The organism is Kitasatospora sp. NPDC029367, assembly GCF_055569135.1.
Genome location: NZ_JBVHYH010000087.1, coordinates 18,792 through 36,196, shown reverse-complemented (window position 1 = coordinate 36,196; position 17,405 = coordinate 18,792). Strand labels below are relative to the sequence as shown.

The 17,405-nt window shown below is 73.9% G+C and carries 17 protein-coding genes; 9 read left to right on the top strand and 8 right to left on the bottom strand.

Annotation, left to right across the window (positions count from 1 at the left end; translation table 11 throughout):
• Window positions 1-258: 258 nt before the first annotated feature.
• Window positions 259-1,635 (top strand): lipase family protein, encoded by a 1,377-nt coding sequence (locus ACZ4W5_RS33120; RefSeq protein ID WP_465658722.1) that lies wholly within the window; start codon window positions 259-261, stop codon window positions 1,633-1,635.
• A 238-nt stretch (window positions 1,636-1,873) separates the two neighbouring features.
• A complete protein-coding gene (locus ACZ4W5_RS33115) occupies window positions 1,874-3,052 on the top strand; it encodes a tetratricopeptide repeat protein (RefSeq protein WP_465658720.1) in 1,179 nt (392 codons plus the stop codon).
• Between the two features lie 341 nt (window positions 3,053-3,393).
• On the opposite strand, the gene ACZ4W5_RS33110 is transcribed toward ACZ4W5_RS33115, so the two are convergent.
• The 5 genes from ACZ4W5_RS33110 to ACZ4W5_RS33090 all read right to left on the bottom strand — a co-directional run bounded on the left by ACZ4W5_RS33110 (window position 3,394) and on the right by ACZ4W5_RS33090 (window position 6,289).
• Window positions 3,394-3,612, bottom strand: a complete 219-nt coding sequence (locus ACZ4W5_RS33110; RefSeq protein WP_465658719.1) for a hypothetical protein — start codon at window positions 3,610-3,612, stop codon at window positions 3,394-3,396.
• Complete coding sequence (locus ACZ4W5_RS33105) at window positions 3,609-4,454, bottom strand: SCO2583/SCO2584 N-terminal domain-containing protein (RefSeq protein WP_465658717.1); 846 nt, start codon at window positions 4,452-4,454, stop codon at window positions 3,609-3,611. Before ACZ4W5_RS33105 ends, ACZ4W5_RS33110 begins: the two co-directional genes overlap by 4 nt.
• A 319-nt stretch (window positions 4,455-4,773) precedes the next feature.
• Entirely contained in the window at window positions 4,774-4,989 is a 216-nt protein-coding gene (locus tag ACZ4W5_RS33100; protein ID WP_360231874.1) for a hypothetical protein, read from the bottom strand.
• A gap of 283 nt (window positions 4,990-5,272) precedes the next feature.
• On the bottom strand, window positions 5,273-5,473 hold the full coding sequence (locus tag ACZ4W5_RS33095) for a hypothetical protein (RefSeq protein WP_465658715.1): 201 nt from the start codon (window positions 5,471-5,473) through the stop codon (window positions 5,273-5,275).
• Window positions 5,474-5,719: 246 nt separating this feature from the next.
• Complete coding sequence (locus ACZ4W5_RS33090; RefSeq protein WP_360231865.1) at window positions 5,720-6,289, bottom strand: NADPH-dependent FMN reductase; 570 nt, start codon at window positions 6,287-6,289, stop codon at window positions 5,720-5,722.
• 176 nt (window positions 6,290-6,465) lie between these two features.
• Between ACZ4W5_RS33090 and ACZ4W5_RS33085 the strand changes: the two genes are divergently transcribed.
• The 3 genes from ACZ4W5_RS33085 (at window position 6,466) to ACZ4W5_RS33075 (ending at window position 9,331) form a co-directional block, all read left to right on the top strand.
• Complete coding sequence (locus tag ACZ4W5_RS33085; RefSeq protein WP_360231862.1) at window positions 6,466-7,359, top strand: pirin family protein; 894 nt, start codon at window positions 6,466-6,468, stop codon at window positions 7,357-7,359.
• Window positions 7,356-8,549 carry an MFS transporter gene (locus ACZ4W5_RS33080; RefSeq protein ID WP_465658713.1) on the top strand — a complete coding sequence of 398 codons (1,194 nt, stop codon included), beginning with the start codon at window positions 7,356-7,358 and terminating at the stop codon, window positions 8,547-8,549. Before ACZ4W5_RS33085 ends, ACZ4W5_RS33080 begins: the two co-directional genes overlap by 4 nt.
• 107 nt (window positions 8,550-8,656) lie before the next feature.
• Window positions 8,657-9,331: a TetR/AcrR family transcriptional regulator gene (locus ACZ4W5_RS33075; protein WP_465658711.1), complete on the top strand. Its 675-nt coding sequence runs from the start codon at window positions 8,657-8,659 to the stop codon at window positions 9,329-9,331.
• Here the strand turns inward: ACZ4W5_RS33075 and ACZ4W5_RS33070 are convergent.
• Window positions 9,282-10,847 carry an amino acid permease gene (locus ACZ4W5_RS33070; protein WP_465658709.1) on the bottom strand — a complete coding sequence of 522 codons (1,566 nt, stop codon included), beginning with the start codon at window positions 10,845-10,847 and terminating at the stop codon, window positions 9,282-9,284. The genes ACZ4W5_RS33075 and ACZ4W5_RS33070 overlap by 50 nt on opposite strands.
• A gap of 115 nt (window positions 10,848-10,962) precedes the next feature.
• Window positions 10,963-12,231 carry a L,D-transpeptidase gene (locus tag ACZ4W5_RS33065; protein ID WP_465658708.1) on the bottom strand — a complete coding sequence of 423 codons (1,269 nt, stop codon included), beginning with the start codon at window positions 12,229-12,231 and terminating at the stop codon, window positions 10,963-10,965.
• Between the two features lie 211 nt (window positions 12,232-12,442).
• On the opposite strand from ACZ4W5_RS33065, the gene ACZ4W5_RS33060 reads away from it, so the two are divergent.
• On the top strand, window positions 12,443-13,645 hold the full coding sequence (locus tag ACZ4W5_RS33060) for a helix-turn-helix domain-containing protein (RefSeq protein ID WP_465658706.1): 1,203 nt from the start codon (window positions 12,443-12,445) through the stop codon (window positions 13,643-13,645).
• 96 nt (window positions 13,646-13,741) lie between these two features.
• On the opposite strand, the gene ACZ4W5_RS33055 is transcribed toward ACZ4W5_RS33060, so the two are convergent.
• Complete coding sequence (locus tag ACZ4W5_RS33055; protein WP_360231845.1) at window positions 13,742-14,437, bottom strand: VC0807 family protein; 696 nt, start codon at window positions 14,435-14,437, stop codon at window positions 13,742-13,744.
• Window positions 14,438-14,868: 431 nt separating this feature from the next.
• Between ACZ4W5_RS33055 and ACZ4W5_RS33050 the strand changes: the two genes are divergently transcribed.
• The 3 genes from ACZ4W5_RS33050 (at window position 14,869) to ACZ4W5_RS33040 (ending at window position 17,375) form a co-directional block, all read left to right on the top strand.
• Entirely contained in the window at window positions 14,869-15,330 is a 462-nt protein-coding gene (locus tag ACZ4W5_RS33050) for a hypothetical protein (protein ID WP_465658704.1), read from the top strand.
• A gap of 158 nt (window positions 15,331-15,488) precedes the next feature.
• Entirely contained in the window at window positions 15,489-15,701 is a 213-nt protein-coding gene (locus ACZ4W5_RS33045; RefSeq protein WP_360231839.1) for a hypothetical protein, read from the top strand.
• Between the two features lie 306 nt (window positions 15,702-16,007).
• Entirely contained in the window at window positions 16,008-17,375 is a 1,368-nt protein-coding gene (locus ACZ4W5_RS33040; protein WP_465658702.1) for an RICIN domain-containing protein, read from the top strand.
• The last annotated feature ends 30 nt before the right edge of the window (window positions 17,376-17,405 follow it).

Here is a 17,405-nt window from a genome sequence, read left to right as displayed (position 1 = left end):
CCCCCCCCCCCCCCCCCCCCCCCCCCCCCCCCCCCCCCCCCCCCCCCCCCCACGGGGGTGTCGCACAGGGGTGTCGTACAGGGTGTCGTACGGGGTGTCAGCTTGTGACCGGTCACAAGCCGCGTCCGGAATCTTTGTGACCTGGCCAGGGGACAGTGCGCCGGGCCGCCGACATGATGTTCTCCGGGGCGCTGCCTACCAGTTGGTAACCCGGCGTTCTCCGACGGACCACCAGGAATCCCACGACCCGGGGGAACCATGCGCACGTGCACGTCCCGGCTGCTCGCCGCCGCCGTCACCGCCGCCCTGGCCGCCACCGCCACGGCCGTCACCGTCGGCCCGGCCGCCGCGGCCCCGGCCGGCACGGCGGCCCCGGCGGCCCCGGTGGCCCCGCGCTCCGCCGCCGCGAGCGACCCCTTCTACGCCTACGACGGCAGCACGCCACTGGCCTCGCTCGCCCCGGGCACCGTGCTCAAGACGCGGACCCTGCCGTACCACGTGCTGGGGCTGCCCACCCCGGTGACGGCGGTCCAACTGCTCTACCGCACCACCGACGCGCAGGGCCGCCCGTCCGCCAACGTCACCACCGTGGTGCGCAGCCTGACCGGGGACGGCGGCAAGGCCGTCTCGTACCAGTCCTTCTACGACTCGCTCGACCCGGGCGACGGCCCCTCCCGGGCGGTGGCCGGCGACCTCAGCCTCGGCGGCGCGATCCCCAACATCGAGGCGGTCTTCCTGGTGCCGCTGCTCGCCCAGGGCTACAACGTGGTCATCCCCGACACCGAGGGCCAGAACGCCGACTTCGCGTCCGGGCCGGAGTACGCGACCAACACCCTGGACTCGATCCGGGCCGCGACCCGGTCCCCGGCCACCGGCATGGGCCCCGACACCCGCTTCGGGCTGATGGGGTACTCCGGCGGCGCCGTCGCCACGGGCTGGGCGGCCGCGCTCGCGCCGGGCTACGCGCCCGAGGTGAACGCCAAGCTGGTCGGCTACACCGTGGGCGGGCTGCTGGTGGACCCGGCGCACAACCTCGGCTACGTGGACGGCTCGCTGGCGTGGAGCGGGATCATCCCGCTGTCCGTGATCGGGGTCTCGCGCTCCCTGGGCATCGACCTCATGCCCTACCTGAACGACTACGGCCGCTCGCTCTACCAGCGGCTGGAGCACGGCTCGATCGTCGACGCCCTGGGCCACTACCCCGGGCTGACCTGGAAGGCGATGGCCAAGCCCCAGTACGCCGACCCGAACTCGGTGCCGCCCTTCGTCGACGCGATCAACCGGAACAACCTCGGCTCGGCCCCCACCCCGACCGTGCCCGGCGCCATGGCCCAGGGCAACGGCGGCTTCCTGGAGGGCACCTTCGCCGGCCCGGCCGGCATCGGCACGGGCGACGGCGTGATGGTCGCCGGGGACGTCCGGGCACTCGCCCGGCAGTACTGCGCGACCGGCACCAGCCCGGTCTCCTACCAGCAGTACGACCTCCTCAGCCACTTCGGCGTTCCCGTCGTCTGGGCCCCGCAGGCCCTCGCCTGGCTCGACGACCGCTTCGCCGGCCGCCCCGCCCCCTCCGACTGCGGCCACATACCGCCAGGCAACCCCCTCACCCCGGAACAGCCCACCCCCACCCACTGACCCGGACGGGAACGAGAAGCACCCGCAGCACCGGCCACCGTCATACCGGGGTACCGCAACGGGACTCGGCACCCCGGCACGACGGCTTGCGCCCCTCCCCGGACGCGGCCGGGCCGGGCCAGGTGATCCCCGCCCTCCCCGCGTCCCGCTGTCCGGCCCGCACCCGTGCGCCACTATGATCATCGCCGCACCCCGGAAGGGGCCGGGGCGACGGGACGACCGGGGGAGAGGAGCGGACATGCCGGCGTGGTGGCGAAACCGGTCCCAGCGGCGCGCCGCCGCCCTCGCGGACGCCCTGACCGACGAGTCGGTCCGCCTCGCGACCGCGGGCCGGTGGACGCAGGCCGAAGCCGTCCAGCGGCAGATCATCCAGCTGCGCACCGACCACCTGGGCCCGCACGCGCCCGCCACCCTGGCCGCGCGCGGCGAACGGGCCGCGGTCCTGTGCGCGTTGGGACGCCACGAGGAGGCCGGCCGCGAGGCGCGGGCCGTCCTCCCGCTCGCCGTCGCGGCCCGGGGAGAGGACCACGACGAGGTCCGCGGGCTGCGGGCGGTGCTCGGCCGCGCCCTGGTCGAGTCGAGGCGTTACGACGAGGCCGAGCCCGAGCTGCGGGCCGTCCTCCCGCTCGCCGTCGCGGCCCGGGGAGAGGACCACGACGAGGTCCACGAGCTGCGGTTCCTGCTGGGACGCGTCCTGATCGCCACCGGACGCCCGGACCAGGCCGAGGAGTTGGCGCGCGCCGTGCTCACCGCGCACCCCGCCGTGGACCTGGTACGCGTGCGCGCGTGGAGGGCCAGGGCGCTGGCGCTCAACAGCCTCGGCCGCCACCGTGAGGCCGCCGCCGAGTACACCACGCTCCTGACCGCCGCCCCGGCCGTGCTCGGCGAGCGCCACCGGCTGCTGCTGGCGTCCCGCTCGCACCGGCTCCAGCAACTCGCGGTCCTGGGCGAGCACGACCAGGTCGAACGGGAGTACCAGGCCCTGCTGTCCGACCTTCCCGACGACGACAGGCTCCGCCGCTCCGTGACCAGCGCGCAGGTCTTCGCCCTCAACAGCGCCGGCCGGCACACCGAGGCCGAGGCCCTCGCCCGGACGGCATTGGCCCGCCACCCCGGGACCGGCCTCTCCGCCGGCCTCGCCCGCAGCCTCACCGCCCTCGGCCGGCCCGCGGAGGCGCTCCAGGTCCTCACCGACGCCGAAGCGGACAACCCGCGGGTCGGTGGGGGAGCGCTCGCCGTGCTGTTCGGCTTCCTCACCGCCCAGGCCCTGCTCGGCCTCGACCGGCCCGAGGAGGCCGAGACCCGGGCCAGGCACGCGGTCGACCTCGCCCGGGCCCACTACCACCCGGACAACCACCGGGCCCTGGAGGCCGCCACCACCCTGGGCCGCGCCCTCGCTGCCCTCGGGCGTGTCTGACAATTCCCGCCGGGCGCGCGACGCCGGGGCACGCACCTCGCCGCGTTGTCGTCAGTCGCCGATGCTCCGCATGGACTCCCTCCTCCGCCTTGCGATGCACGCACCCCAACGCCGCGCGCTGATCCGACGCGAATTGTCAGACACGCCCGAGGCCGACACCCCGAGGCCGTACAACAGCTGACCCGCTGCGCCACCGCCTGGCGCGAGCACTTCGGCGCCCGGCACCCGTCCACGGTGGCCGTCGAGGCCGAACTCGCGGCGCTGACCCGCCCCTGACGGGCCACGCCCCTCGGCCCCGCGCCCCCGCAGCCTGTGAACACCGGGCGGACCGCCGTACCGCCCTACCGCTGCACCCGGTTGTCGGTCGCCAGCACGTCGCCCGGCACCGTCGAGCCCAGCTGGCGCCGCAGCGCGCCGATCGCCGGATCGGCGATGGAGACGGTGAACCGGTAGGGCGGCTGGCCGGTGACGGTGTTGTTCGAGTCGGTCGGTGCCGTCAGCCGCTGCTGGACGGCGAAGCCGTCGAAGCCCGGGCACAGGGCCTCGGACGGGAGCGTCACCTGTACGGACGCGCCGCCCTCGGGCCCGACGTGGACGGTGCCGCCGGGTCGGACGGAGCGTCGCCGTCGCCGTCGCCGTCGCCGTCGCCGTGCGTGAGCGGGAGGCCGTGGGCCCCGGCGACCAGGCCGTCGGGGCCCTCGATCTCGACCGCCACGCCCTGCGGACCGAGCGGCGCGGACAGGTCCAGCGCGTGGCCGCCGGGGCCCGGGGCGAGACCCAGACCGATGGTGAAGTGCCCGGGGTCCTGTGCCGCGCCCCGCGAGAACCCGTAGGCGCTGAGGACGAGTTGGGGTCCCGGCGGTGTGGTGTCGGTCGGTGACCCGGCGAAGGTGAAGGACGCGGGCGCCGGCTCGAAGTGGTGGAAGCCCTTGGTGCCGCACCTGGTGCCGTCGGAGACCCCGCCGCCGGGCAGCGCGACGTCCACGGTCGGCCGGGGTGACCCGGGCACCGGCCGCGGGCTGCGCATCGACCGGCCGTCCCGGTTCAGCACACCGGCCGGGTCCATCCCGACCGCGACGGCCAGCAGCGCCGCGAAAGCGGTGGCCGTGATCAGCACGGTGCGCCGACGCCCGCGCCGGATCCACCGCGAGCGGGCCGCGCCGCGGGCCGCGCCGGGTGCGGCCCCGGGCGTCCAGCGGCGGCCGCCCGGGTCCACCGGCGGCTCCTCCCGCCACCGCGCGGCGAGCATCCGGGTCCGGGCGGTCGGCTCCTTGACGGTGGCCTCCCCGATGAACCGCTCGTCCAGGACGAGCCCCTCGAACGGATCGGGCGTCGCCCGGCCCGGCACTGCCGGCTCCGGTTCGCGGGAAGGGGGCTGCTGGGGGTCATCGGCGCTCGACACGGCCGCCAGTATGCGCGGCCCCCGCCGCAGGGCAAGGACGCTTGCTCGCGAGCCCGGGCCCGGTACGCGCCGCGCCGCCGGGGCCGCTCGACGGCCGTCACACCCGGGACGGATGTCTCCTAGTGTGCGTAGTACTGGCGCTGAGGGTCCAGGCGATGAGAGGGCCGTGCGCCTGAGTACGCAAACTCAGGCGCACGGCCTGCCGCCCGGCTCGTGCTGCCGCCCGGCTCGTGTCGCCGGTCGCCGGTCGCCGGCCGCTGGGCCGCTGGGCCGATGCCCGGAGCCTGTGGCCGCGTGAACGGTCCCGGGCCCGGTTTGGTCAGGGCAGGTAGCGTTCGAGCGCGGCGGCGCCCTTCTGCTCGATCTGCTGCCTGGCCCACTCGACCCGAGCGGGGGTGAGGTCGTGCCCGGAGGCCATGACGAGGTCCTCGGGGTCGAAAGGCCGCTCGGCTCCGGTGAACAGCCGTCGCGGGGACGCCTTGGCGTCCGTGTTCGTCTCGCTCGTGGGATCGCTTCCTTCGATCGGGCTGCCCATGGCTACCTCCCTGGTCGGACTTCTCTACCAAGGGTGCCGCCGATCCGCCACCACCGCTTCCCGTCCCGTACGTGCCGCCCCGCTGCCGCGCTCCGGCCGGCGGACGTTCGGCCCATCGGCCGCCCCTCCGGGGCGTCGTCCGGCTCGCCCCCGGGCTGCCTTTGCGGCGCAGCGCGGTGATCTTCCGAACCTGATCCATTCCGCCGACGGACCGCGCCCGGCGGCCGTCCTCGACCCGGCCGCCTGAGGAGCGCACCCCCGGCGTCGCCGGGCGGGGGAGCGGTCAGTGGGTGGCGTCGACGGCGATGCCGACGAGCTGGAGGATGGCGTGACCCCAGCTGGTGGCGGCGATCAGGACGCCGAAGACGACGGCGGTGAAGACGGTGAACGCCTCGTCGGCGCGGCTCCGGGCCTGGGTGGTTCGCCGCAGGCGGACGAGGATGACGATCGCGAGGAACACCGAGACGCTGATCGTGTACTGCACTGCCCACCCCGCCCTTCGGTCTGACTCTACGTGAGGATGCGGCTACGCAGCGCCTGCCGCCATCCGGGTGAGCATGCCAGAGCGCCCGCACCGCCGGGGCCGGTTTCGGGAAATCGGCCGGACGCGAACAAGCTTGGAACCGCCGAGCGGCGTCGCGCCGAGGCACGGCGAAGCCCCGCCGGGCAGGATCAGGTGCTCGGCGGGGCTGCTTGCCGCGTGGGGGCGGTGGGTTCCGGGGGAGGGGCCTCAGGCGCGGGCGTCGATCTTGCCCTGGAGGGCGGCGAGCAGGTCCTTGAGGATGCCGATGGTGCCCTCGTCGGTCAGCTCGCCCTGCTCGTCGAAGCGCTCGTGCGAGCGGAAGGCGACCAGCTCGGGCTTGACCACGACGTCGCTGTCGGTCCAGACGAAGACCTGGCGCAGCGCCAGCTGGGCGCGGACGGAGCCGAAGTTGGTGGGGGCGGCGCCCATGATCGCGGTGGGCTTGCGGTGCAGCGGCACGCCCTCGCTCTTGGTCCAGTCGGTGCTCAGCCAGTCCAGGGCGTTCTTGAGGACGCCGGGGACGGAGTAGTTGAACTCCGGGGTGGCGATGAGCAGTCCGTCGGCCTCGGTGACCTTGCGGCGCAGCTCCTCGACGACGGCCGGGCGCTTGCCGGGGTGGTCGAGGTCGTAGTCGTACGGCGGGATCTCGCGCAGGCCGTCGTAGATCTCGATCTCCATGCCGGCCGGGTTGATCTTCCGGGCGGCGCGCAGCAGCGCGGTGTTGTGCGAGTCGGCGCGAAGCGAGCCGGAGATGGCGAAGACCTTGGACGCGCTCATGACGGTGCTCCTTGCGGTGTGCGTGTGGCTGTGGGCGTGGTGGGGGTGGCGGCCGAGCCAGGCCAGGCCCGGCGGTGGTCGCTCCGACGCCGAGAAACCTAAACCGTTCAGTTCAATGCGTCAACCAGACAGTTCAGTCTTGACTCTGAACTGGATCGTGTAGTTCAGTCTTCGGCATGACGACGACCCAGCTCGCCGCGGCCCAGGCCGCCCCCGTCCGCTCGACCACCACCGTCATCGACCCCGTGCACACCTTCGAGGGCGCCGGCTTCCCCGTCCGCCGCCCGTTCCCGGTGGCCGAACTCCCGATGCTCGACCCGTTCCTGATGGTCGACCAGACCGGTCCGCTGCTGCTCGCCCCCGGCGAGGCCAAGGGCGCCCCCGCCCACCCGCACCGCGGCTTCGAGGCGGTCTCCTACCTCATCGAGGGCTCGATGGACTGGGCCGACTCGACCGGCCGGCGCGGCACCAGCGTCGCCGGCGAGGTCGAGTGGCTCACCGCCGGCGCCGGCATCGTCCACTCCAACGAGCCGACCGCCGAACTGCTCGCCCACGGCGGCCGCCAGCACATGCTCCAGATCTGGGTGAACCTGCCCGCCCGGCTCAAGGACCTCCCGGCCCGCAGCCAGAACCAGGGGCCCGACACCATCCCGGTGGTGCACACCGAGGACGGCAGCCGGATCAAGGTGATCGCGGGCCGAAGCCACGGCGTGGCCGGACCCTTCGAGACACACCTGCCGGTCCTGCTCGCGCACGCCGTGCTGCCCGCCGGCGGACGGGCCGACTTCACCGTGCCGACCGGCCACAACGCCGCCGTCTACGTACTCTCCGGCACCGCCGAACTGCCCGACGCGCCGCTGGCCGACGGCCAACTCGCGGTACTGGCACACGACGGCGAGCGGATCACCGTCGCCGCACCGCACGGACCGGCCGAGGTACTGGTCCTGGCCGGCGAGCCGATCGGCGAACCGGTCGCCCGCGGCGGCCCGTTCGTGATGAACACCGCCGCCGAGCTCCGGCAGGCCCAACTCGACTTCTCCAACGGGAAGTTCGGGCGGATCCCGGAATGAGCCCGGGAGCACCGAACACGGCGGCAGGGGCCGACGCGCCCCCTGCCCAGCCACTGACGGGCAGCACCGGCCGGGGCGTACGGGGGTCGCTCCGGACCGGCCTGCTGCTCGCGGCGCTCGCCGCCCCGGGAGCCGCCGGACTCTCCAGCCCCAGCCTCGTCCTGCCCGCCATCGCGCGGGAACTGCACACCGGCCCCGGCCCCGCCGCCTGGCTGATGAGCGGCTACGGGCTCGGCATGATGCTCGGCACCCCGCTGCTCACCGCCACCGCCGGGCGGCGCAACCCCCGGACACTGCTGCTCGCCTCCGCGGGAGCACTGCTGCTCGGCGTACTGCTCACCCTCGCCGCCGGGGCAGCCCTCGGCCCGCTGGTCGCCGGGCGCGCCCTGCAGGCGGTCGGCGCGGCCGGGTTCAACGTGGCCGCCTTCCAACTGGCCGCGCGTCAGCCCGACGGACGCGCCTCCGGGGTCGTCGCGATCGGCAGCGCGGCGGGCGGCACCGCCGGACTGTTCATCGGAGCCGCGGTGGCGACCGGGCTGGGCTGGCAGGCCTGCCTGGTGCTGCCGGTGCTGACCCTGGCCATACTGCCGGCCGTACTGCGCGGCCGCGCCGGACCGAAGCCGGAGCCGACACGGGATCAGGTACGGGAGCCCGCGCGGGACCCGGGCGCACAGACGGCACGCCGCTCGTTCCTCGGCCTGGACGCCCTGACGGTGCCGCGCTTCCGGGCCGTCGCCGCCGTGATGCTGGTCCTGGCGACCGTCAACTTCGGCCTGGTCTACGGCGCACCCCGGCGGGCCGCCGCACTCACCGGCTGGAGCACCGTCCAGACCGGCGCCGTCGGCTCCCTCGCCACCCTGACCGGCGCGCTGCTCTCCTGGTCGCTGGTACGCGCCGCACCCCGGCTGGGCCCGCGGCGCACCACCGGCCTGCTGCTCGGCGTCTCCTTCACCGCACTCGCGCTCGCCGCCTTCGGCCCCTGGACGCCGCTGGTGCTGCTGGGCGCCGGAGCCAGCGCCTGCGTCAACGCGGGCGGCCAGGGCGTCCTGACCGGCGCCGCCGCCGAGGCCGTGCCACCGCAGCGGCGACCGGAGGCGATCGGGCTGTTCAACCTGGTGTTCCTGCTCGGCGCCGCGCTCGGCCCGCAACTGGCGGTGCTCGCCGAGCGGATCGCCGGGCTCGGCCCGTGACCCGCCGCGCACAGGCCCGACCGGGCCCGGTCGGGCCCGACCGAACCGTTCAGTTTCATATACTGGCCCGTACCGTCTCCCCCTAAGCGCCTCCCGAGGAGAACCCGATGGCCGCCGACGCCCCCCAGCCGATCGACGAGTTCGGCATCCCGATCATCCCGAGCCCGGTCGACGCCGCCCAGCGCCGCCGGCAGGCCATCATCGACGCGGCCCTGGTCGAGTTCCTCAAGGAGGGCTACTCCGCCGCCTCGATGGACGCCATCACCGCGCGCTCCGGTGTCTCCAAGGCGACCATCTACAAGCACTTCGGGAACAAGGAACGGCTCTTCCTCGCGGTGATCGGCGGCATACTGCCCACCACCTACGAGGACCTCAAGCCGTGGAACTCCACCATCGCCGAGGCCGACGACCTGCGCTCCGCGCTGATCACGCTCACCCTCGACTGGACCCGCATCCTGCTGCGCCCCGACATCATGTCGCTGCGCCGGCTGGTGATCGGCGAGATCGACCGCTTCCCGCAGCTGGGCCAGCTCTGGTACCGGGTCAGCTACGACATGAACAACGGCCCGCTGATCGAGGCCTTCGCCGAACTGGACCGCCGCGGCGTGCTCACCGTGGAGGACCCGGCGCTGGCCGTGCAGCAGCTGGTCGCCTGCACGGTGGGCGTGCCCCAGCTGGTGCGCACGTTCCGCCCGGAGGCCGACCTGGACGAGGCCGAGCTGCGCCGGATGATCAGCTCCGGGGTCGACCTGTTCCTGGCCCGGTACGCACGGGAGCAGTGACCACGGCGGCGGCCGGTGCCGTGGCCGCCGCTGCCGCCACCGGTGCCATGGCCGGACCGGCGGCCGGCCCGCGCCGGTACCGCCGTAGCCCGGCCACCACCAGCAGCACCGCCGTCCACGCGCCGGTGCAGAGCACCTGGCTGCGGCTGCCCGGGTCCACCAGCATGAACACCAGCACCCCGGCCATCGCCGCCAGCGCCACGTAGCCCAGGGACGGGAAGCCCCGCATCGAGGCCGCCTGCTCCTGACCCTGCCCCAGGAGCTCCGGCCCGCGCTCCTGCTCCGGCCCGTCCGTGCGCCGCCGCCGGCCGTGCAACCGCAGGTAGGAGGCGGCGATCAGGATCCAGACCACCAGGATCGCCGTCCCGATCGAGTTCAGCAGGAACGGGAAGACGGTCCGCGGCCACAGCAGGCTGAGCACCACCGAGCCGAAACCGAACGCGGCCGAGGCGAGCACGGCCCGCCCGGCCCCGACCGGGACGCCGACCCCGCCGCCCGCACCGGCCTCGCCGCCCGCACCGCCCCGGCCCACCCCACCGCGCCCGGCCGACCGGCCACGGCCGGTCAGCAGGCGCGGCGCGTCGCCGCGGGCCGCCAGGGCGTGCAGCATCCGCGAGGAGCCGTAGATGTTGGCGTTCATCGCCGACAGCAGCGCCACCAGCACGACGGCGTTCATCAGCTGCGCCGCGCCCGGCACCCCGATCCGGCCGATCGCCGCCGCGTACGGGCCGCCGGCGACCGCCGGGTCGTCCCACGGCACCACGGCGACGATCACCGCCATCGAGCCGATGTAGAACAGCGCCACCCGCCACAGCACCGTGCGCACCGCCCGGCGCACCGCGGCCACCGGGTCCGCGCACTCGGCGGCGGCGATGGTCACCGTCTCCAGCCCGCCGTACGCGAACACCGCCGCGATCGTGCCCACCGCGACCCCGTGCCAGCCGTGCGGCAGCAGGCCGCCGTGCGCGGTCAGGTTCTCCGCGGCCGGGGTGCGGCCGGTGAGCACGGCGGCGGCGCCGAGCAGGATGAACGCGCAGATCGAGGCCACCTTCACCCCGGCGAACCAGAACTCCAGCTCGCCGAAGTGCCGTACGCCCGCCAGGTTCGTCCCGGTGAACAGGGCCATGAACGCCGCCACCCACACCCAGGCCGGCACCTGCGGCAGCCACCCCGCGACGATCCGGGAGGCCCCGATCGCCTCTGCGGCCACGCTCACCACCAGCAGCGCCCAGTACATCCAGCCGGCCAGCAGCCCGGCCCACGGCCCCCAGGCGCGGGTGGCGTGCGCGGCGAACGACCCGGAGCCGGGGCGGGCGGCGGACATCTCGCCGAGCATCCGCATGACCAGCACCGTGAGTACCCCGGCCACCACGTACGACACCACGATCCCGGGCCCCGCCGCGGCGATCCCGACGCCGGAGCCGACGAACAGCCCGGCTCCGATCGCACCGCCCAGCGCGATCATGGCGATGTGGCGCTGTCTCAGCCCACGTCCGACCGACCGGTCCTCGGACATCACGGCTCCCCCCGTTGTGATCCAACCGGGGGAGATCTTGGCCCCGATCACCCGTCGTGATCAAGCCCCCGGTCCGCTCCGACCGAGGCGTGGACACCCGTCGGCCGGGCGGGTGCTACCAGTTGGCCCAGGGGAGGTTCCAGCCGCCGAGGCCGTTGTCGGGGGCGACGGTCTTCTCCTTGGTGTTCACGACCTTGACGACGTCGCCGATCATCGAGCTGTTGTAGAACGATCCCGCGGGGGAGGTGTCGCTGCCGCCCTCCACGTCCTTGAGCGAGACGCAGCCGTGGCTGGTGTTGGCCTTGCCGAACGGGTCGCCCTTGTACCAGTAGTTCCCGTGGAGGTAGGTGCCGCTCCTGGTCAGCCGCATCGCGTGCGGGGCGGCGGGGATGTCGTACTCGTTTCCCATGCCGACGGTCTGGGAGTTCATGTGGGTGACGATCTCCTTGGACATGACGACCATGGTTCCGCCCCAGGAGGGGTGCTGCTCGTCGCCGAGGGTGGCGGGCACGGTGGTGGTCCTGCCGTCCCGCACGATCGTCAGCTGGTGCGTGGCGGCGTCCGCGGTGGAGACCTGGGAGCGGCCGATGGTGAACGGTTCGTCCTTGTCGATGTCTCCCCAGACCCCGGGGGCGATCTCGACGTTCTTCAACCGGTAGTGGATGGTGACCTTGGTGTTCGGCTTCCAGTAGTCCGCCGGCCGGAAGTCGATCCGGTTGTCGCCGAACCAGTGGCCCTTCACCTCGGTGCCGTTGTCCGTCTCGAAGGTGATGGCCTTGGCGACGGCGTCCTTGTTCACGACCTTGCCGCCGAAGTCCACCTTGACGATCATGCCCACGCCGTAGGTCTGGCCGTCGGAGATGTTGTCGTTGGCGGACATCTGCTTGCCGGGCGAGGCGGTGGTGAAGGCGCTGGTGGCCGCGGAGACCAGGCCGTCGGCGTCCTTGGCCCGGGCGTTGACCGTGTACGCCGTGCCGGGGGCGAGCGAGGCGGCGGGCTTCCAGCCGGTGCCGTCCGGGGTGATCGAGCCCTGGACGGGCTTGCCGTCCTTGTCGGCCACCTCGACGGTGGTGAGCGTGCCGTGGGAGACGGACACCTGGAGCGCGGTCGGTGCGGCGTCCCGGGCCCCGTCCTTCGGCTGCACGTCCAGCACGGCGCTCGACGTCCTCGGCGTCGCCGCGGCGGCCGCCCCGCCGGGAGCACCGGAGGCACCGGAGGCGGTGGAGGGAGCGGAGGCAGTGGAGGGGGCATCAGCGCTCTTGTCCTGGCCGTCGCCGCAGCCCGCGGACATCAGCAGGACCCCGCCCATCGCCAGCGCCACCGCCCCGCGGTGGAGACGGTCGTCGGTGCGTATCGCGGCCCGTGCCGCTCGAACAGTGCTCACAGTTGCTCCCTCTCGGTGTTCGCCGTCAGCTTGTGCGCCGGTTCGTCCCAGCGGCAACGGTGGGCCGGCGACCAGGGACGCGGGGACGCGTTTACCCTCTTTGAGCTGCGAGGACGTAACCTTCCTGGAACGCCCCGCGGGGCGTTCCAGGATGCCGGGGCCGGTGCAGCAGCTCTCCCCGGCGGGGGTCGCCGAGTGGGGTGGAGGAGCAGTGCCAGAGGGGGCCGGGGATGTGCGGGAGGCGGACGAGGTCGCGCGGCTGCTCCAGGAGCTGAAGAGCAGGTCGGGGCTGAGTTACGGCGCGCTGGCGAAGCGGTTGCACGTGAGCACGTCGGCCCTGCACCGCTACTGCAACGGCGATGTGATGCCGGGGGAGTTCACCCCGCTGGAACGCCTCGCCCGGCTGTGCCGGGCGACACCGGAGGAGCGCACCGAGCTCTACCGGCTGTGGGTCGCCGCCCACGCGGCGCGGGGTGGCCGGCAGTCGTCCGTTCCCGCCCCCGCGGCGAACACTCCGTCAACGGCTCCGTCAACGGTTCCGTCAGCGGTTCCGTCAACGGCTCCGGTGACCGCGACGGCCGCCGAAGGCATCGCACCGGACTGGACGGCCGCTTTGGCGCACACCCCCGCCGAGCCGCGGCGGCGGGTGCGGCGCAGTGTGCTCGCCGCCGTGACGGCCGCCGCGGTGCTCGCCACCGTCGGGGCCGTGGCCGCCGGTCTCCGGACCCGTACGGCAGGTGACCCCGCCTCCGGTCCCGCCCCGGCGGCCGCCGCCGGCGCGACCACGGGCGCGACCACGTCGGGGCCGGCCGGCGCCCCGATCACCGTCGTGGTCCGCCCGTCCGGCTGGGACGCCGAGTGCGACCAGTACGTGGTCGACCGCCCGCCCGCAGAAGTCCCCCGCCCGCCCGCACCGGCGGACGTCCCCGCCTGGGTCTCCGAGGTCGGCGCCGTCCCCGGCCACTACCAGTCGATCGAGCTCGTCGTGCAGGGCACCGGCGACGACACCGTGGTGCTGACCGCCCTCGACGTCCGCGTCGCCCGGACCGCGGCCCCGCTGGCCTGGAACGCCTACGCCATGGGCGAGGGCTGCGGCGGCGGGGTCGACGTCCACTCGTACGACCTCGACCTGGACGCCGCCCGGCCCCGCCCGGTCGTGACCGAGGGCAGGACCGGCCTGCCGGTCACGGTGAGCGAGCGGGACCCGCAGGTCATCGAGGTCAGCGCCGAGACCACCGCCCACGACGTCAGCTGGTACCTGGAACTGGAGTGGTCCAGCGGCAACCGGAAGGGCACGCTGACCATCGGCCCCGGCGGCGGCGCGCCGTTCCGCACCAGCGCGGTCAAGGGCCGGCCGCTGTACAGCTACCCGGTCGGTGGGAAGGCCTGGGAACCCAGCGCCTTCCAGCAGTGACGACCGCGCCCGGCACCGCAACCCGCTGCCCGGCACCGCAACCCACCGCGGGCGCCCTCCGCGCGAAGCCCTGGCGCACGCCCTTGGCCGGGGTGCTCAGCCGCCCGGCGGGCGCGCGGTCGTGCCGGAGGTCAGCCGCCAGAGCCCGGCCAGCTCGTAGTAGACGCCGTTGACCACCTGCAGGAGCAGCAGCGTGACCGGCCACAGCAGCGCGCCGAGGCCGGGCACCACGTCCACCGGCAGGGTGTACGCCATCACGATCCGCGCGGCGGCGTCGAGCAGCATCGCCACGCCCCAGATCGCGGTCGAGACCCGCCAGATCCGCCGGAAGGCCGGTTCGCGGTCCCACAGCACGTCCCAGGAGGTGCCGTCGGAGCGGAACCGGCCTTCCAGCAGCGGCCGGCCGGCGTGGAAGAGCAGCGGGCGCCTGGCCCTGATCGAGACCAGGAACCAGAGCCCGGCCACGCCGGTCAGCCACCCGTCCTTGGCCAGCAGGAACCGGGGGCTGCCGCTGACCAGCGCGGCCGCGACGCCGAGCAGCATGGTCCCGGCGACAAAACCCGCCATGCCCTCCAGGCTGCGGGTGCGCAGCCACCGCACCGCCGTGGTGAGCGCCGGCAGGGCGGCGCCGGCCAGCAGCGCGACGAAGACGCCGACACCGGCGGCGCGCAGCCCGTAGTACACCGCGATCGGGACCAGGACGTCCCAGGCGACACCGAGCAGCAGGCGCCGGCCGCTGGGCCGGGGCTTCGGCGCGGGGGAGTCGCCGCGGGCGCTTCGCGTGGTGGTCACGGCGTCCTCCGGGGCAGGGGAAGGCCAGGGTAGTGCCGCACCTACGGACCTGTCCGCTCCGCCGTCCGGCCCGCGAACTCGCCCCCGGCCGCGTGCCGTTGGCCGCGGTGGAACCGGCCGGTCAGCGCGGCCGGTCAGCGCGGGCGGTAGCGCAGGTAGCGGACGTTGCAGCCGCCGCGCGCGGGGGCAGTGCTCCAGCACCGCGCGGCCCAGGCCGTGGATCCTCGGGGTGCCGGGGATCGTGATCGACACGACCTGGCTCCACTCCCAGCCCACCGCGCCACGCCGCGAGCCGTGGACGCCCACGCGGGCCCGGCCGCCCCGCCGCCCGGGCGTCGCCCGGTGTCCCCTCCGCGTACACAAACGTTTGTTAACATCACGGCCCGCGCGGACACTTGGGGGGCCGCGCACGGGGAGACGGAGCGAGATCCATGAGCGTGCCCACCGACGTCGCACGGTTCCGCCTGGGCCACCGGACGAGCATGACCCGCACCGAGGGGCTGCGCAGCACGACCTATCACTCGCAGTGGCACCTGTTCCCGCTCGGCGCGAGCCGGCGCCCGGAGACGGGCTCCGTCGTCCTCGACGCGTTCTGCGGCGACTGCCGCCTCCCCATCAAGGTCGTGCTGGAATCCGAGTCGACCGCCGCGCAGAAGCAGCGCACCCGCACCACGTCCGGCTGGCTCCTGCTCGCGGCGGGCATCGCCCTCGTCGCCGTCGCCTGCCTCATCGGCGGCGGCGGAGCCGTCCCCGGCCTGTCAGGCGTGACCGGCCTGATGGCCGTACTCATCAGCTTCGCCGTACGCAACGCGGGAAAGACCTACCCGGGCGTCCACCTGCAGCCCAACCAGCCCGCCACCAAGAACACCCCGCACCGGATTTTCGTCCGCTGACACCGCCGGACGCCGACACCCCTCCCGGCGAGCCCGGTCGACCCCGCCGCCGGCGCCGCTGCGTGCGCCACGGCCGGCTCGATCCCCGTCGGCTCGATCCCCGCCGGTTCGGGGAGGGGCGGCGGCGCGGCCCCGTCCGTGCTGCGAGACTGTCGATCATGACAGACCACCGCCCTCTCGCGATGCCCACCTTCTCCGCGACCGCCACCGACGCGCCGCTGCCCGCCCAGTCCGGCGCGCGCCGGCCGCCGGTCGAGCAGGGCGCCGACTTCCGCCAGCCACCCGGCGAGACCGCCGCCGTGCCCGCCCCGGCCCGGCGTCCGCTCGCGGCCGGCGGCCTGACCTTCTCCGACCCGGACCACCAGATCTGACCACCGGCCGTTCCACCGCAGGCCTCGCGACGTCACCGGCAGCTTCCGAAGCAGCACCACGCCGTGTGCAAGACGGCCGGGGAGGCCGCCAACAGGGGCGGCCTCCCCAGCACGGCCCGGCCCGGCGAGCCGGCCGACCGCCCGCCACGGGAACCGCCCGGGGCGGGCGGCCGCTGTCGGATCACCGGACGGCCTTTAGGGCTTGCGGACCATCACAGACCCCGTGACCGGTGCCCGTGCGACATCAGCAGGCCCTCATGGATTCATTGATTCCACGTTTACCGGGCGCCGACAGCATTCGGGCCCATGAACAGACGATCACGCGTCGGCACCTGGTCGGGCCTGCTGGCCCTGGCCGTGTGCGCCACGCTCGCAGCCCCGTCGACCCCCGCGCAGGCCGTCACCACGGTCACCGACCAGGAATCCACCATCACCTTCGGCAACAACAAGTGCCTTGAGGTGGCAGGGAGTTCCACGGCGAACGACGCACAGGTCCAGATCTACGACTGCAACGGCTCCGGCGCCCAGAAGTGGATCTCACGCGAATACCCCGACGGGCGCCCCGGTGTCGCGTTCTACAACGCCGTCTCCGGCAAGTGCCTGGACCTCAAGGACGACAACCACACCGACGGCGCCAGGATCCGGCTGTGGCCGTGCAACGGCAACGAAGGCCAACGCTGGATCCTCACGAACGAGACCGTGGGCGGCCCCCTGGAGCTGTCCAGCTACGGCTACGGCTGTGTGGACGTACCGAACGGAAACCTCGCCAACGGGCAGGCGGTCCAGTACTACCACTGCAACAGCAGCCCCGCCCAGACGGTCGCCCTCCAACAGACCTCCGTCTCATCCCGCCCCATCTACGCCATCGCCCACAACCTCAACGACCCGGGCCAGGTCCACCCGGCACTGGACGCGGGCTACAACGCGATCGAGGCCGACGCCTGGTGGGGCATGCCCTCGAACAACGGCGTCGCCTGGTGGGCCCACGACGGCGACGTCCCGGCCTCCGGCTCCGCGCCCCGGTTCCAGGACGTCGTCAACAAGATCATCGAAGCGAAGAAGAACCACGAGAACATCACCTTCGTCTGGATCGACGTCAAGAACGCCTGGAGCGGCGGCAGCTTCGCGGTCAACCAACTGCTCGACCTGGCGCACCAGCTCACCACCAACGACATCGCCGTCGTCTTCGAGATGAGCAGCGACGAGGGCAACGCCCAGTGGACCCAGGTCGCCAACGACGTCGCGGGCAACGGCATGGAAGGCCTGTTCGCCGCCAACGACTCCCTGAGCAGGACCCAGAGCCTGTTCGACGCGACGAACATCCCCCGGCTGCGCCGCTTCACCGACCGGGGCGCGGCGAACCTCGCGCTCGGCTGCGCGACCGGGCCGTTCAGCACCGACACCTCCTACCGTGACCGCGGCGACGCCAGCCACGGCGGCCGGCAACTCGGCGGCGTCATGGCGTTCACCCTCAACGACAGCGGCAACTCCACCAACTGCATGGCGTCCCTGCTGTCGCAGACCGGCATCGACGGCATCATCCTCGGGCACGACGTGGACGACTACCGGGACGATTCCACGACCCGGGGCGCGCTGGCGCACTACGCCGACTGGATCACCTGGCACCCGAACCAGGTCCGCATGGCCACCGACCGGGACGACATCTTCGGCTGATCGTCAAGCACGACCGGGCGATCCGACCGG

Coding starts and splice junctions, on each gene's coding strand:
- ACZ4W5_RS33085 (WP_360231862.1), top strand. CDS start 6,466: ATGACGACGACCCAGCTCGCCGCGGCCCAGGCCGCCCCCGTCCGCTCG.
- ACZ4W5_RS33045 (WP_360231839.1), top strand. CDS start 15,489: ATGACAGACCACCGCCCTCTCGCGATGCCCACCTTCTCCGCGACCGCC.
- ACZ4W5_RS33100 (WP_360231874.1), bottom strand. CDS start 4,989: ATGGGCAGCCCGATCGAAGGAAGCGATCCCACGAGCGAGACGAACACG.
- ACZ4W5_RS33040 (WP_465658702.1), top strand. CDS start 16,008: ATGAACAGACGATCACGCGTCGGCACCTGGTCGGGCCTGCTGGCCCTG.
- ACZ4W5_RS33075 (WP_465658711.1), top strand. CDS start 8,657: ATGGCCGCCGACGCCCCCCAGCCGATCGACGAGTTCGGCATCCCGATC.
- ACZ4W5_RS33050 (WP_465658704.1), top strand. CDS start 14,869: ATGAGCGTGCCCACCGACGTCGCACGGTTCCGCCTGGGCCACCGGACG.
- ACZ4W5_RS33115 (WP_465658720.1), top strand. CDS start 1,874: ATGCCGGCGTGGTGGCGAAACCGGTCCCAGCGGCGCGCCGCCGCCCTC.
- ACZ4W5_RS33080 (WP_465658713.1), top strand. CDS start 7,356: ATGAGCCCGGGAGCACCGAACACGGCGGCAGGGGCCGACGCGCCCCCT.
- ACZ4W5_RS33120 (WP_465658722.1), top strand. CDS start 259: ATGCGCACGTGCACGTCCCGGCTGCTCGCCGCCGCCGTCACCGCCGCC.
- ACZ4W5_RS33070 (WP_465658709.1), bottom strand. CDS start 10,847: ATGTCCGAGGACCGGTCGGTCGGACGTGGGCTGAGACAGCGCCACATC.
- ACZ4W5_RS33090 (WP_360231865.1), bottom strand. CDS start 6,289: ATGAGCGCGTCCAAGGTCTTCGCCATCTCCGGCTCGCTTCGCGCCGAC.